The 14,898-nt window shown below is 69.5% G+C and carries 13 protein-coding genes; 10 read left to right on the top strand and 3 right to left on the bottom strand.

Annotated elements, in window-relative coordinates:
• The first annotated feature begins 102 nt into the window (after window positions 1-102).
• The 3 genes from K2Z83_RS15990 (at window position 103) to K2Z83_RS15980 (ending at window position 4,035) form a co-directional block, all read left to right on the top strand.
• Window positions 103-1,092, top strand: a complete 990-nt coding sequence (locus K2Z83_RS15990) for a VWA domain-containing protein (RefSeq protein ID WP_220596191.1) — start codon at window positions 103-105, stop codon at window positions 1,090-1,092.
• A 97-nt stretch (window positions 1,093-1,189) separates the two neighbouring features.
• A complete protein-coding gene (locus K2Z83_RS15985) occupies window positions 1,190-2,254 on the top strand; it encodes a VWA domain-containing protein (protein ID WP_220596190.1) in 1,065 nt (354 codons plus the stop codon).
• A gap of 119 nt (window positions 2,255-2,373) precedes the next feature.
• Window positions 2,374-4,035: an MDR family MFS transporter gene (locus K2Z83_RS15980; RefSeq protein ID WP_220596189.1), complete on the top strand. Its 1,662-nt coding sequence runs from the start codon at window positions 2,374-2,376 to the stop codon at window positions 4,033-4,035.
• Between the two features lie 25 nt (window positions 4,036-4,060).
• On the opposite strand, the gene K2Z83_RS15975 is transcribed toward K2Z83_RS15980, so the two are convergent.
• Entirely contained in the window at window positions 4,061-5,044 is a 984-nt protein-coding gene (locus K2Z83_RS15975; protein WP_220596188.1) for a GNAT family N-acetyltransferase, read from the bottom strand.
• A 132-nt stretch (window positions 5,045-5,176) separates the two neighbouring features.
• Between K2Z83_RS15975 and K2Z83_RS15970 the strand changes: the two genes are divergently transcribed.
• The 6 genes from K2Z83_RS15970 (at window position 5,177) to K2Z83_RS15945 (ending at window position 11,305) form a co-directional block, all read left to right on the top strand.
• Window positions 5,177-5,860, top strand: coding sequence for a Crp/Fnr family transcriptional regulator (locus K2Z83_RS15970; protein WP_220596187.1), 684 nt, complete (start codon window positions 5,177-5,179; stop codon window positions 5,858-5,860).
• Between the two features lie 47 nt (window positions 5,861-5,907).
• Window positions 5,908-6,747: a DUF3307 domain-containing protein gene (locus tag K2Z83_RS15965; protein ID WP_220596186.1), complete on the top strand. Its 840-nt coding sequence runs from the start codon at window positions 5,908-5,910 to the stop codon at window positions 6,745-6,747.
• A 73-nt stretch (window positions 6,748-6,820) separates the two neighbouring features.
• Window positions 6,821-8,179, top strand: a complete 1,359-nt coding sequence (locus K2Z83_RS15960; protein WP_220596185.1) for an Nramp family divalent metal transporter — start codon at window positions 6,821-6,823, stop codon at window positions 8,177-8,179.
• Between the two features lie 320 nt (window positions 8,180-8,499).
• Window positions 8,500-10,110, top strand: coding sequence for a glycine--tRNA ligase (locus K2Z83_RS15955; RefSeq protein ID WP_220596184.1), 1,611 nt, complete (start codon window positions 8,500-8,502; stop codon window positions 10,108-10,110).
• Window positions 10,111-10,243: 133 nt separating this feature from the next.
• Complete coding sequence (locus tag K2Z83_RS15950; protein WP_220596183.1) at window positions 10,244-10,474, top strand: hypothetical protein; 231 nt, start codon at window positions 10,244-10,246, stop codon at window positions 10,472-10,474.
• Window positions 10,475-10,480: 6 nt separating this feature from the next.
• The gene (locus K2Z83_RS15945; RefSeq protein WP_220596182.1) at window positions 10,481-11,305 is read left to right on the top strand and encodes a TlyA family RNA methyltransferase; all 825 of its coding nucleotides are present in this window, start codon (window positions 10,481-10,483) and stop codon (window positions 11,303-11,305) included.
• A 20-nt stretch (window positions 11,306-11,325) separates the two neighbouring features.
• Here K2Z83_RS15945 and K2Z83_RS15940 read toward each other — a convergent pair whose 3' ends face one another.
• Together K2Z83_RS15940 and K2Z83_RS15935 are read right to left on the bottom strand one after the other, a co-directional pair.
• Window positions 11,326-11,865 carry a VTT domain-containing protein gene (locus tag K2Z83_RS15940; RefSeq protein ID WP_220596181.1) on the bottom strand — a complete coding sequence of 180 codons (540 nt, stop codon included), beginning with the start codon at window positions 11,863-11,865 and terminating at the stop codon, window positions 11,326-11,328.
• 72 nt (window positions 11,866-11,937) lie between these two features.
• On the bottom strand, window positions 11,938-13,866 hold the full coding sequence (locus K2Z83_RS15935) for a chloride channel protein (RefSeq protein WP_220596180.1): 1,929 nt from the start codon (window positions 13,864-13,866) through the stop codon (window positions 11,938-11,940).
• A 163-nt stretch (window positions 13,867-14,029) separates the two neighbouring features.
• Here K2Z83_RS15935 and mmuM point away from each other — a divergent pair.
• The coding region (gene mmuM / locus K2Z83_RS15930) for a homocysteine S-methyltransferase (protein ID WP_220596179.1) at window positions 14,030-14,898 on the top strand (869 nt) is incomplete at its 3' end.

Below are 14,898 nucleotides of genomic sequence, written 5' to 3'. Positions count from 1 at the left end.
TGGCCGCAGGCCCCCGCGGCGCGGCTTCAGCCGCCAGCGATGTTGCAACAGCCCTGGAGATAGGATGCAGGGGCGCCTGCTGCGCCCTTACAACGGTGTATCATGACCTTCATCTGGCCGATCATGCTGGTGTCTCTCGCGGCGGTGCCCCTGGCCGCCTGGCTCTACCTGCGCGTGGAGCGGCGGCGGCGGCGGGCGGCCGAGCGGCTGGGCGATCTGGGGCTCTGGCGCGGGCCGGGGGGCCGGCAGGCCGGGCCGAGGCGCCACATCCCGCCGGCGCTGTTCCTGGCCGGGCTGGCCATCCTGCTCTTCTCGCTGGCCCGCCCGCAGATGGAGCTGAGCCTGCCGCGCCAGGAGGGCACCATCATCCTGGCCTTCGACGTGTCGGGCAGCATGGCCGCCGACGACATCCAGCCGACGCGCATGGAGGCGGCCCAGGCGGCGGCATCCGACTTCGTCGATCGCCAGCCGGGCGGCATCCGGGTCGGCGTGGTGGCCTTCAGCGACAGCGGCCTGGCCGTGCAGGTGCCGACCGACGACAGGGACGCTATCCTGGGGGCGATCGGCCGGCTGAAGCCCCAGCGCGGCACCTCGCTCGGCCAGGGCATCCTGTCGGCCCTGGCCGCGATCACGGCGGGCGATGTGCCGCCCGAGCGCCTGTACAGCTCCCTCGATACGCCGCCCGAGCCGCTGCGCCGCGATAGCTCGGCGGCGATCGTGCTGCTCACCGACGGCGAGAATAACGAGGCGCCCGACCCGCGCGAGGTGGCCCAGGCCGCCGCCGATATGGGCGTGCGGATCTACACCGTCGGCGTGGGCAGCCCCGGCGGGGCCACGCTGAACCTGGACGGCTTCAGCGTGCGCACGCAGCTCGACGAGCCGATGCTGCGCGAGATCGCCCGCATCTCCGAGGGCAGCTACTTCAGCGCCGCCAGCCAGGAGGATCTTCAGGCGATCTACGACAGCCTGGACCTGCAGTTCGTGGTGCGCCCCGAGCAGATGGAGATCACCGCGCTGCTGTCCGGCGCGGGCCTGCTCTGCCTGATCGTCGGCGGGGCGCTCTCGCTGATCTGGTTCGGGCGGGTGCCGTAAGGTAAGGGCGCAGCAGCGGCACCCCCATAGCTTCTGCTTGAACCAACGTCTTGGCGCCGCTGCTGCGCCCCTACAAGTCATCCCGGGGGTATGCCTTATGGACTGGCTCTGGCCAACATCACTATTCCTGCTGGCGATCGTGCCGCTGGCGATCGGCGCCTACATCTGGGCGCTGCGGTGGCGGCGCTACGCCGTGCGCTACTCCAGCCTGTCGCTGCTGCGCGAGGCCCTGGCCGGCCAGTCGCAGCTGCGGCGGCACATGCCCTTCGGCCTGATGCTGTGCGGGGTGGGCAGCCTGGTGCTGGCCCTGGGGCGGCCGGTCGCTGTGGTGAGCGTGCCGACCGGGCAGACGACCATCCTGCTCTCGATCGATGTCTCGCGGAGCATGTGCTCGACCGACATCGCCCCCAGCCGGCTGGAGGCGGCCGAGGCGGCGGCGCTCTCGTTCATCGACAGCCAGCGCCCCGGCACCCAGATCGGCGTCGTCGCCTTCGCCGGCCTGGCCGAGATGGTCCAGGCGCCGACCGATGACCGGGACGCGCTGAATGCCGCGATCACGAGCCTGCTCACCGGGCGGCGCACGGCGATCGGCAGCGGCATCCTGTCCGCGCTGGACGCGATCGCCGAGATCGACCCGAGCGTCGCGCCGAGCACCGACGAGCGTCTGGGCGATGTCCCGCCCACGCCGGTGCCGCAGGGGGCCTACGCGCCCTCAATCATCGTGCTGCTGACCGACGGGGCGAGCAACGCTGGGCCGCAGCCGGTGGATGCGGCCCAGCAGGCCGCCGACCGGGGCGTGCGGGTGTACACCATCGGCTTCGGCACGCCGAACGGCTCGGCCCTGCCGCCCTGCGGCCGGCAGTTCATCGGCAACGAGCCGGGCGGGTTTGGCGGTGGGTTCGGCGGCGGTGGCGGCGGTGGCGGCGGTGGGTTCCGGCGCGGGATCGATGAGGAGACCCTCAAGCAGGTCTCGGCGATCACCGGCGGCGAGTACTACGCGGCCGAGAGCGCCAGCGAGCTCCAGCGGGTCTTCGCGGGGCTGCCGGTGGCCCTGATCACCCGCCACGAGGCGATCGAGATCAGCGTGATCTTCACCGCCGTCGGCGCGCTGCTGGCCGGCCTCGCCGTGGCCCTGGCCATGCTCTGGCGGCCGCTGGGCTAGGCTCGGGGCGGCGGGAGGTAGGACTTCTGCCGTCGGCCTCGCCCTTGACACCTGCTGCCGACAGGCGTATAACGTGGCGAGCTGATAATAGTTGACTAGTCCAAGATTGGAGCGTGTTCATGGCGACCCCAGAGGTACAGGATCAGCAGCGGGTGCGGCGGCGGGCGCCCGAGCGGATCATCGTGCCGCCCGACGCAGGCATGCACGGGACGCCCGCCCTGCTGGCGATCCTCGGCATCATGGCGGTGGTGCTGCTCTCGGCCCTCGACCAGACCATTGTCGGCACGGCGCTGCCTCGCGTCGTGGCCGACCTGGGAGGGTTCGACCTGTATGCCTGGGTGGCGACATCCTACCTGCTCACCTCGACCGTGATGGTGCCGGTGATGGGCAAGTTCGGCGACCTCTACGGGCGCAAGCCCTTCCTGCTGGCCTCGGTGGTGATCTTCGTGGGCGCGTCGGCGGTGGCCGGGGCGGCCCAGAGCATGATCTGGCTGATCGTCGCCCGCGGCGTGCAGGGCATCGGCGCCGGGATGCTCCAGGCGACCGCCTTCACCAGCGTGAGCGACATGTTCCCGCAGCCCGAGCGGCGCGCGCGCTGGCAGGGCCTGATCACCAGCACCTTCGGCATCGCCAGCGTGATCGGCCCCTCGCTGGGCGGGATCATGACCGACAGCCTCGGCTGGCGCTCGGTCTTCTATGTGAACCTGCCGATCGGCGTGCTGGCGGTGGCGTTGATCTGGCTCACGCTGCCGTCCGACCTCTCGCCGCGCACGCCGAACGCGCGTATCGACTGGGCCGGCGCGGCAACGATCACCCTGGCGATCAGCGCCCTGCTGCTGGCCGTCGAGTGGGGCGGCGACACGATGCCCTGGGCCTCGCCGCAGATCATCGGCCTGCTGGCGCTGAGCGTGACGATGATCGTCAGCTTCGGGCTGATCGAGCGGCGCGCGCCCGAGCCGCTGCTGCCGCTGGACCTCTTCGAGATGCCGGCGATCCTGATCAGCAGCATCATCTCGCTGCTGGTGGGCTTCGCCCTCTTCGCCCTGGTCTACTACACGCCGCTGCTCTTCCAGGGCGGCTTCGGCATCAGCCCGAGCGCCGCCGGCGCCTTGCAGACGCCCCTGGCGGTAAGCATGGCCATGGGCAGCCTGACCAGCGGCCAGCTCTTCGCGCGCATCCGGCGCATGCGGCCGCTGCTGTTCACCGGGGCCACCCTGCTGGGATTTGGATCGCTGCTGCTGCTCGGCTCAAACACGAGCTCGAACCTGGTGCTGCTCAGCGCCGAGCTGGCGCTCACCGGCTTTGGCGTGGGGCTCCAGCTACCGATGCTGACGATCCTGGTGCAGTCGATCGTGCCCCGGCATCGCCTCGGCGTGGGCACCTCGACGATCCAGTTCACCCGCCTGATCGGCAGCACGATCGGCACGGCGATCGTGGGCGCTGCGGTGAACGGGCTCTACGCGGCGGGGGTGGCGGCGGCCGCCGCGCCTGGCACCGACCCGCGCCTCGCGGCAGCCTTCAGCGACCCGCAGGCCCTCGTCGACCCGCAGGCCCTCGCGCAGATCCAGGATCTGGTGGGCCAGGTCGGCGCGAGCCAGGCCGATCTCCAGCAGCTGCTCGACGCGGCCCGCAATACGCTGATCTCCAGCGTCCACGTCGGCTATATGCTCTCGCTCGGCTGCGCCGCTGCGATCTTTGGGCTGCTGCTCATTATGCGCGTCCCCGACTTTCGCGCGGCGCAGCCCGCCCCGCCCGCCGAGGATGTGGTCGATCTGCTCTGAGGTGCGGGGGGATGGGCGCCTGCGGCTAGCCGCGCCGGTAGCCCAGCGTCTCGCCCGTCTTCTGGAAGCCGAGGCTGCGGTAGAGCGCGCGGGCCGCGAGGTTGGTCGCATCATAGGAGATGACCGCCGTCTCCGCGCCGAGCCGCCGCAGCTCGCCCATGGCGCCGGTCATCACCGCGCGGGCCAGGCCCAGCCGCCGGAAGGCCGGGGCCACGCCCACCGGCTCGAACAGGCCTGTCCGGTTCACCTGATCGAGCCATAGCACCGCGAAGGCGGCGATCCGCCCGTCGGGGGCCACGGCCACGATCTCCCGCTCGGGCAGCTGCCCCGGCAGACGCGCCGCCATCTCGCGGTACTGCGCCGCCGTCCAGCTGTCGTCGAAGGTGTCATTGCGCGCGACGGCCAGGCCGGCGGCGTCATCGGATCGGGCTGGCCTGATGGTGAATCCCGCCGGGGCCGGCGCGTCCGCGATCCGCGCCGATAGGTCGCGCTCGGCGATGTCGTCCCACTGGCGGTACTGCGTGAAGCCGATCTGCGCGAGCAGGCGCCGGCGGATCGTGTCACAGCCGTAGACATCGGTGATCACCTCGGCGCGGGCCGGGTCGAGCGACCGCACCGCGCGCAGGGTCAGCGCTGCGGCATCCTCCAGCATCGCGACCTCGATCGCGCCGCCGCGGCACGCCGGGCAGGCCAGCACATCGAAGGCCGCGTCGAACATGCCGCAGACCGCCACCCCGGCCACCTGATCGCCATCCTCCCAGACTCGCACGAGGTCGCCGGCCGCACGGCCGCGCAGGATGGCGTAGATCCGGTGCGGCAGGTAGCCGATATGGCCGTAGCCGCACACGCCAGCGTCCCGGATCCAGCCGGAGACCGCTGCCTGGACCCGGGGCATATCGTCGTCGCTGAAGGGCCGGTGGGTGAGGTTCATGGGGGTTGGGGTTGGGAGTTGGAGGTTGGGGGGCGAGAGCCAGCTGCCTGTTGAGGACAGAGTACCATAGATCCCCATGCGTCAAACCCAACCCCCAACCCCCAACCCCCAACCCCCAACTCCCCGCCAGCGTGACAGCCGTCATAGAACGATATGCCGCAGCGCGCTATACTCACAGCATACAAGGACGTGCGGGAAGGAGCGATGCTGATGAACAACCTTGAACTGCTACGTGGGGTGCCGATGTTTGCGCATCTGGGCGACGACCATGTGCGGCTGCTGTCGGCCAGCCTGGGCAGCCAGACCTTCGAGCGCGGGGCGATGATCTTCCACCAGGGCAGCGTCGGCAACACCCTCTACCTGATCGTGCACGGCCAGGTTCGCATCTACACCAGCAGCCAGCTCGGCCAGGAGATCTCGGTGACGCTGTTCCGCGATGGCGACTTCTTCGGCGAGCTGTCGCTGCTCGACGGGCACGAGCGCTCGGCCTCGGCGGTCGCTATGCGCGCCACCAGCACGCTCACCCTGCACCGCGCCGCCTTCCTGCAGGCCATCCGCACCTACCCGGAGATCGCCGTGACCGTGCTGGAGCAGCTGTCGGCCCGGCTGCGCCACACCAACACCTACATCGAGCATCTGGCCAGCACCTCGGCTCCCCAGCGCGTCATCCGCACCCTGCTCGACCTCGCCGACCAGCACGGCGTCCTGGAGCAGGGCACCACCCGCATCGACCTGCACCTGACCCAGGACGACCTGGCGAGCCTGGCCGGCACCACCCGCGAGACGGTTAACCGCGTTCTCGGCGGACTGCGCGAGCAGGGCCTGATCCAGATCGAGCGCGCCCGACTCAGCGTACTTAACCTAGCGCAGCTTGAGCTTATCAACGTCGCGTAAGGGCGAAGCAGCGCTGCGCTGCTTCGCCCTTACAAAGGAGGCCCCCCATGTTCTACCTCTTCCTTCTCGCCCACCTGGTGGCCGACTTCATGCTTCAGCCGCTCTGGCTGGTGCGCCGCAAGCGCGGCTGGGACGGCCTGCTCATGCACGTCGGGGTGGTGCTGCTCTGCATGCTGGCCCTGATCCCGCTGGAGCCGGCGGCGCGCGGGCTCTGGCCGGCCATGCTCGTGATCGGCGCGGTGCATCTGGCCGCCGACCGCTGGAAGGTGCGCTACGCCGACCGCATAGTTCGCCCGCCCTTCGTAGCCTTCGTGCTCGACCAGGCCATCCACGCGGCGACGATCGCCCTCGTCCTCGGTGCGTTCCTGCCGGCGGCGCAGCTCTGGTCGCCCCAGGCCTCGCCCCTGGCGCTGCCCGCCATCTACGCGGCCTGCTACCTGCTGGCCACCTTCGCTGTGCCGATCGGGCTGATCGTCGCCCTCGACCCGACCTTCCAGCACGCCTCGCTGGCGGCGGCGGCCCGCCTGCGCAGCCTGGTCGCGGCGGCCCTGGTGCTGAGCCTCTCGCTCTTCGCCGGCCCGCTGGCCCTGCCGGCAACTCTGGCCGGCGTGGTGGCGGCCACCCGCCGCCCGGCCTCGCGCCACCCGCTCGACTCGACCGCCGGCACGCTGGCGGTGATCACCGTCGCCTCCGACGCCCGGCGCGCAGCGCCCCGGCGACGCGGCTTCAGCCGCCCGCCATGGCCACCGTTGCACGAAGATTCGTCACACCCTATGCGCAGTGCGGGTGTGGGAGCGCTTCGCGCTCCCACAAAAGGCTGGTTCTGCTGCGGCGCGGCGTGGTCGCGCCGCAGCAAAGCGGGAAGATCTCCCCTTGACAACGCTTGACGTAGGTGCAGGAATATGATATTTTTAGGTAAGGCTCAAATAGATTTTTTCGTAGACTAAAGACGGACTCTCAATGGGCACAGCAATAGATACAACCCTCAAAGACACACAACCCGGCTGGCGAAACGAGCAGAGCAGCGTCTCGCTCCCTGAGTCACACGCCTCGATCCATGTGCCGAAGGGCGGGAGCCGCTGGCGCAAGATGATGGCCTACATCGGGCCGGGGCTGATGGTGGCCGTGGGCTACATGGACCCGGGCAACTGGGCGACCGACCTGGCCGGCGGGGCGCAGTTCGGCTACATGCTGCTCTCGGTCATCCTGATCTCAAACTTCATGGCCATGCTGCTCCAGCACCTCTCGCTGAAGCTCGGCATCGCCACCGGGCGCGATCTGGCCCAGGCCTCGCGCGACGCCTACTCGCGCCCGGTGGCCATGATGCTCTGGGTGCTGGCAGAGATCGGCATCGCCGCCTGCGACCTGGCCGAGGTGATCGGCTCGGCCATCGCCCTGAACCTGCTCTTCGGCCTGCCGCTCATCCTCGGCGTGCTGATCACCGCCGCCGACGTGGTGGTGATCCTGTTCCTCCAGCACCGCGGCTTCCGCTATATCGAGGCCCTGGTGGGCGGGCTGATCATGGTGATCGCGCTCTGCTTCGGCTACGAGCTGCTCGTCTCGCGGCCCGAGATCGCGCCGATGCTCGCCGGGCTCCTGCCGTCGCCCGAGATCGTCCTCAACCCCTCGGCGCTCTACATCGCCATCGGCATCCTGGGCGCCACGGTGATGCCGCACAACCTGTACCTGCACTCCAGCATCGTCCAGACGCGGGCCTACCCCCGCACCGACCGCGGCCGGGCCTCGGCCATCCGCTACGCGACGATCGACTCGACCGTCTCGCTGATGCTGGCCTTCTTCATCAACGCGGCCATCCTGGTTCTGTCGGCGGCCACCTTCCACGGCACCGCCTACGCCTACGTGGCCGACATCGGCGACGCCTACCAGCTGCTCACCCCGGTGCTCGGCGCGGGCTTCGCCAGCACGCTCTTTGCGGTCGCGCTGCTGGCCTCCGGCCAGAACTCGACCCTCACCGGGACGCTCGCCGGCCAGATCGTGATGGAGGGCTTCCTGAACCTGCGCGTCCCCGGCTGGCTGCGCCGCCTGATCACCCGCCTGATCGCGATCATCCCGGCGGTGATCGTCACCGCCCTCTACGGCGAGCGCGGCACCGGCGAGCTGCTGGTGCTCAGCCAGGTGATCCTCTCGCTCCAGCTGAGCTTCGCCGTGGTGCCCCTGGTGATGTTCACCAGCGATAAGACAAAGATGGGCCGATTCGTCAACCCGCTCTGGCTGACGATCTCCTCCTGGGCGGTGACGGCGGTGATCGTGGTGCTGAACGGCTACCTGCTGTTCCAGACGGTGATCGGCTGGATCTGAGCCTTGGGAATTCGGGGGTCAGGGCCGATTGACGCTTCGCTCTGGGTATGCTATCCTCTTGCCATCGCGATGATCCGGAGGAGTACCTCGTGGAGCGTCCACAGCGAGCCGGGGGCGGTGTGAGCCCGGCGGCGTGAGCCGGGGGAAGGGCGCCGGGGAGCGGATGGTGGGCGTGCTGCTGCGCCCGAGCGAAAGTGGGCGGCCTGTGCCGCTAACTGGGGTGGAACCGCGCATCTCACGGGCTGTGCCCGATGCGTCCCCAGGCGAATTCGTTTCGCCTGGGGCGTTTTGTTGCCCCGGGCGTCACCTGAGGAGGTACTATGCCGGCCGTCACAATGGATCAGCTCGTATCATTATGTAAACGCAGGGGCTTCATCTTCCCCGGCAGCGATATCTACGGCGGGCTCCAGGGAACCTACGACTTCGGGCCACTCGGGGTCGAGCTGAAGAACAACCTCAAGGCCGCCTGGTGGCGGGCCAACGTCTATGAGCGCGACGATATGGAGGGCCTCGACGCGGCCATCCTGATGAACCGCCTGACCTGGAAGTACTCCGGCCACGAGGAGACCTTCACCGACCCGCTGGTCGACTGCCGGAGCTGCCGCAGCCGCTGGCGCGCGGACCATATCAAGGACACATGCCCCAACTGCGGCTCGAAGGACCTCACCGAGCCGCGGCCCTTCAACATGATGTTCAAGACCCAGGTCGGCCCGGTGGCCGACGATGGATCCTACGCCTACCTGCGCCCCGAGACGGCCCAGGGCATCTTTGTGAACTTTAACAATGTGCTGGCCACCACCTCGCGCAAGCTGCCCTTCGGGATCGCCCAGATCGGCAAGGCCTTCCGCAACGAGATCAACCCGCGCAACTTCATCTTCCGCGTGCGCGAGTTCGAGCAGATGGAGATCGAGTTCTTCGTCATGCCCGGCACCGAGGACGAGTGGCACCAGCGCTGGCTGGACGACCGCCTGGCCTGGTGGCGCAGCGTCGGCCTGAGCAGCGATAACCTCCAGGTCTACACGGTGCCCAAGGCCGACCTGGCCCACTACTCGAAGGCCACCTACGACCTGATGTACCGCTTCCCGATCGGCTTCGAGGAGCTGGAGGGGATCGCCTCGCGCAGCGACTACGACCTCGGCTCGCACTCCAAGGAGCAGGACAGCCTCGGCCTGAGCGCCAAGGTCGGCCGCAACGATGACAGCACCGCCAAGCTGACTTACTTCGACCCGGAGAGCAAGCGCCACCTGGTGCCCTTCGTGATCGAGCCCTCGGCCGGGGTGGACCGCGGCGTGCTGGCGCTGCTCACCGAGGCCTACGACGAGCAGCAGATCAAGCCGGTGACGCCCGAGCGCGCCCAGGCCGTGGCCGACGCGCTGGCGGCCTTCGTCAAGAGCGTGGGCCGCAGCGAGAAGCTGCCCGCCGAGCAGCGCGACGCCATGCTGGAGCGGGCCGAGCTGATCGGCAAGGACATGGCGGCCAGCATGGCCCAGATCCCGGCCCTGCTCGACATGCCCGGCGCATCCAGCATCGAGCTGGGCAAGAAGCTGCGCGGTCAGGCCGACCCGGCCCTCGACGAGTCCTACCGCACGGTGCTGCACCTCAAGCCGGCCCTGGCCCCGATCAAGGTGGCGGTCTTCCCGCTCAAGCGCAACGCCCCCGAGATCGTGGCCACCGCCCGCCAGATCCGCAAGAGCCTCCAGGCCGACGGCGATATGCGCACGGTCTACGACGACACCGGGGCGATCGGTAAGCTCTACCGCCGCCAGGACGAGATCGGCACGCCCTACTGCATCACCGTGGACTTTGACACGATCGGGCAGGGCAAGGACGCCACACTCTCCGGCACCGTCACCGTGCGCGACCGCGACACCATGCAGCAGGAGCGCGTGCCGATCGCCGAGCTGCAGACATATTTTCGTGGCCGCGTGTAGGGCCGAAGCATTTTGATGTTGGCGCAGAGCGCCAACATCAAAATGCTTCGGCCCTACGGGCATCGATGGGCCACGTATGTCGGATGACCGGCATCGATGGGCCACGCATGCCGTGTATGGATGACGGTGATCTATGGACGACGGCCGCTTCACCATCCCGACGCGAGTCTACCTGACGGCGGCGCAGCGCGCCAAGCTGGACGGGCTGCTGCGCCTGGGCGAGCAGAACCTCGACGCGCTGCTCACCGGCCTGCTGGAGGAATACCTGGCGGCCCAGCCCGACCCGCCGGCCGAGCCCGAGCCCGACATGTCGGACGCGCGGGCCGCCGAGCTGGCCGGCCGCCGCCGCGAGCTGCGCCCTTAGCCATATATGCCAAAGATACGCCTTGATCAACTGATAGTATCTCGCGGCCTGGCGGAGACCCGCAGCAAGGCCCAGGCCCTGCTGCTCGCCGGCAGCGTGCGGGTGAACGGCCAGCCGGCGGGCAAGGCCGGCACCATGGTCGATGACGCGGTTGCGCTGGAGGTGACGGCGGCCCTGCCCTACGCCAGCCGGGGCGGCCACAAGCTGGCCCACGCGCTCGACGCCTTCGGCCTCAGCCCGGCCGGCCTGACCGCCCTGGACGCCGGGGCCTCCACCGGCGGATTCACCGACGTGCTGCTCCAGCGCGGCGCCGCCCGCGTCTACGCCGTGGACGTGGGCTACGGCATCCTCGACTACCGCCTGCGCGCGGACCCGCGGGTGGTGGTGCTGGAGCGGACGAACATCCGGCACCTTGAGTCGCTGCCGGGAGTCGGGAGTGGGGAGTCGGAAGCTGGGCAGCCCAACCCCCAACTCCCAACCCCTAGCCCCCGCGCAGAATGCGCGACCATTGACGTCTCCTTCATCTCGCTCAAGCTCGTCCTGCCGGCAGTGCAGCGCCTGATCGCGCCCGACGCCTGGGTGGTGCCGCTGATCAAGCCGCAGTTCGAGGCCGGGCCGGGGCAGGTGGGCAAGGGCGGGGTCGTGCGCGACCCAGATGTCCACCGGGCGGTGCTGCGCGATGTCCTGGCGGCGGCCGTGGCGCTCGGGCTGACGCCGAGGGGGCTGGCCCGATCGCCGCTGCTCGGCCCGGCGGGCAACGTGGAGTTCCTGGCCTGGCTGCAGCCCGGCGGCGCGCCGATCGATATCGAGGCGGCGATCCGCGCGCGGTAGGGACGCAGCACGCTGCGTCCCTACCGCAGCCCGTACCCGATCAGGATCACCGTGCCCATGCGGATGATTCGGCCGAGAAAGGTGGCGATCACGTAGATCCAGACGGGCACGCCGACGGCCCCGGCGAGCAGCCCGGCCACATCGAAGAAGGGGTTGGGCGGCGCCGAGAGGGCGAAGAGCAGCAGCGGCGCGCGCCAGGGGTGGCTCAGCTGGCGGTGCGCCCACTCGTAGAAGCGCGTCTTCGCGATCGTGGCCGTGCCGGCGCGCCCCACATAGTAGGCCACCAGCTCGCCGAGCACCGAGCCGGCGGCGGCGGCCAGAGTCACCCCGTAGGGGTCGAAGGCCTGACCGAGGCGGATGAGCAGCGGGTAGTAGGGCACCGGCACGAGCACGGTGGCGTTGGCCAGGGCCGCCGAGGCGAAGGCTCCCAGGTAGCCGAGGCCGCCCAGCCGCTCCAGCAGCGCGGGCGGCAGCAGGGCGTAGACGGCCAGGTTGGCCGCCGTTAGCGCCACGCCGATCAGGATCAGCCGCAGCCAGCTACGCTGGGGGCGATCATTCAAGAGAACCTCCGGTCTATCAGATGACGCCGTACGAGCCAGCTAAGCTGGCTCGTACGGCGTCATCTGAGCATGTCACCCTTCGGGCGGGCTACTCGGCGCGGGCGGTTTCCGACGCATATCGGCGGCGGCGGCCTCGTTGCTCGTGTACTGGTTGAGCATCTCGCGCACCTCGCTCATCGAGGCCGTGGCCTCAGCGTCGCTGTTCGTCAGGGCCAGCGCCGCCCGCGATTGGGCGCGCAGGATGTCGCTCATCGCCACGATGCCGATCAGCTTGCCGGGCTCCTCGCGGGAGACCACCGCCAGCTGGCGGGTGTCCGACTGCTGCATGAGCACCAGGGCCGTGACCAGACGTGTCTCGGGGAAGAGCGCCGGCCGCGTATTGATCGCCGTGCGCACCTGGGTGTCGCCGCCTGATGCGGCCTCAACCCGCCGCAGCCGAGCGATGCTGATCACGCCCAGGAAGCGCCCGTCGGGCTCCAGCACCGGGTAGGCGGTGAAGCCGTACTCGGCGGCCCGCTTGATCGCGGCGCGCAGCGTGCTGTTGGCCGAGAGCGTGATCGGCTCGGTCGACATCGCGTCGCTGGCGTGCAGGCTCTCCAGGGCGTGGGCCACCGGCCCCTGGCGGTGCGGCAGGTGGATGCCGTCCTGGTCGAGCAGCGCCTCGTAGACCGGCACCGGCCGCCAGCGGCTGGCCAGGGCGTAGGCCGTCATGTTGGCGATCATCAGCGGCAGGATCATGCTGTATCCGCCGGTCAGCTCGAAGATGATCAGCACCGAGGTGATCGGGGCGCGAATGATCCCGGCGAAGACGGCGCCCATGCCCACCAGGGCGAAGGCGCCTACCTCGCTGGGGGCGTGATGAAAGACGGCCACATCGATCTGGCCGACCACGCCGCCAAGCATGCCACCGATGAAGAGGGCCGGGGCGAAGATGCCGCCGGCCCCGCCGCTACTATAGGAGAAAACCGTCGCGAGCAGCTTCAGGCCGCACATGGCCAGCAGCACCTGCGTGGTGAGGCTGCCGTTCAGCGCCTTGGTGAGCGTCTCGTAGCCGGCACCGGTGATGCCGCGCTCGCCGAAGGCCAGGATGGCCACGATCGCCAGGGCGCCAGTGACGAATCCGCCGATCGCCGGGCGCACCCAGAGCGGCACGGCCTTCAGACGCTGGAAGAAGCGCCGCAGCGAGAGCAGCGAGTCGGAGAAGATGATCGAGACCCCGGCGGCCATCACGCCGAGCAGGCCGTAGAACAGCACCGCCTCGATATGGTCGAAGGAGAAGCCCGATGGGATGACGAACTCGGGGTCGGCCCCGAGGACGGCCCGCTCGATCACGGCGGCCACGGCGGCGGCCACGATGATCCCCGAGAGCACTGACTGGTCGAGGTCGCCCAGAATCTCCTCGATCACAAAGGTGACGGCGGCGATCGGCGCGTTGAAGGCGGCGGCGATGCCGGCGGCGGCGCCCACGGGCAGCAGGCGGCGCTGGTTCTGCCGCGAGAGCGCCATCAGGCGGCCGAGAGTGCTGGTGACACCGGCGCAGACCTGCACCGTCGGACCCTCGCGGCCGAGCGATGAGCCGGTGCCGATCTGGATCGCGCCGATAAAGAACTTGCCGAGGGCGGTGCGGAAGGGCACCTGCCCGCCCTTCACCACATAGGCCACCTTGACCTGGGGGATGCCGCTGCCGCGGGCGTCGGGCACCACGTAGGCCAGCAGGGCGCCGGAGACCAGGCCGCCGACGGTGGGGGTGAACAGGGTCCAGAAGATCCAGTAGGGCGCGGCGGCGTCGAGGGCGCGGCGGATGAAGAGGCCCTCGGAGATCTGGATCGCGAAGTGGAAGGCGACGGCGGCCAGGCCGCAGAGGGCGCCGGCCACCAAGGTCAGGATCAGCACGCGGCTCGCCTCGCCTGGCACAAGCTGCTGAAACGCTCCCAGCATCGGGCGGCTCAAGGCAAGCAGCCGGGTGCGCCACGCCATCCGGGCGTGTTTCGATGCCATCATGTCTCCTTCGGTCAGGGAACAGGATACGTTATTATGGACAAGCCATGCTAGGAGCTATTGTACCACCTGCAACGACTTTCCCTGAGGGTGTGCGGGATGCGGAATAGTATAGTAGTGTACAATAGCGATGTTGTTGCCAGTGCCCAATACCCGGTACCCTAGAATGAACCCAATCGCCACCATCCTACAGAGCCACCGGGCGATCATCCTCGATGGTGCCCTCGCCACCGAGCTTGAGCGGCGCGAATGCGACCTGAACGACCCGCTATGGTCAGCCCGCGTGCTGCTTGAGAGCCCATCGCTGATCCGCCAGGTTCACGCCGACTACTTCGCCGCCGGGGCCGACTGCGCGATCACCGCCAGCTATCAGGCGACCTTCCCGGGGTTCGCCCGCCGCGGCCTGGGCGCGCAGGCCGCCGCCGACCTGATGCGTCGCTCGGTGCGCATCGCCGCCGAGGCCCGCGACGCGTTCTGGGCCGATGAGGCCAACCGCGCCGGCCGGCCGCGCCCGATCGTGGCCGCCTCGGTCGGCCCTTACGGCGCCTTCCTCCACGATGGCTCGGAGTATCGCGGCGACTACGGCCTGTCCGAGGAGGAGCTGATCGCCTTCCACCGCCCGCGCATGGCGGTCCTCGCCGGCGCCGGGGCCGATATTCTGGCGGTCGAGACCATCCCCTGCCTGAGCGAGGCGGTGGCGATCACGCGCCTGCTTGAGGAGTTCCCCGATACGATGGCCTGGGTCAGCTTTAGCGCTAAGGATGCCGCCCACATCTGCCACGGCGAGCCATTCGCCGAGTGCGCCGCCCTGATCGGCGCCCACCCGCAGGTGGCGGCCGTAGGCGTCAACTGCACCCCGCCGCAGTTCGTGGCCGAGCTGATCGCCGCCGCCCGCGCCGTCACCGACACGCCGCTGCTGGCCTACCCCAACTCGGGCGAGGTCTACAGCGCCGAGAACAATAGCTGGAGCGGCGTGTCAGAGTGCGCCGCCTACGGCGCCCTCGCCCGCGAGTGGTACGAGGCCGGCGCCCGGAT

Origin of the sequence: Oscillochloris sp. ZM17-4 (genome assembly GCF_019599295.1) — a bacterium.
In the GTDB taxonomy this organism is placed as follows: Bacteria; Chloroflexota; Chloroflexia; order Chloroflexales; family Chloroflexaceae; genus Oscillochloris.
The sequence above is the reverse complement of the archived record's forward strand: the minus strand, read 5'-3'. Positions and strand labels throughout refer to the sequence as shown.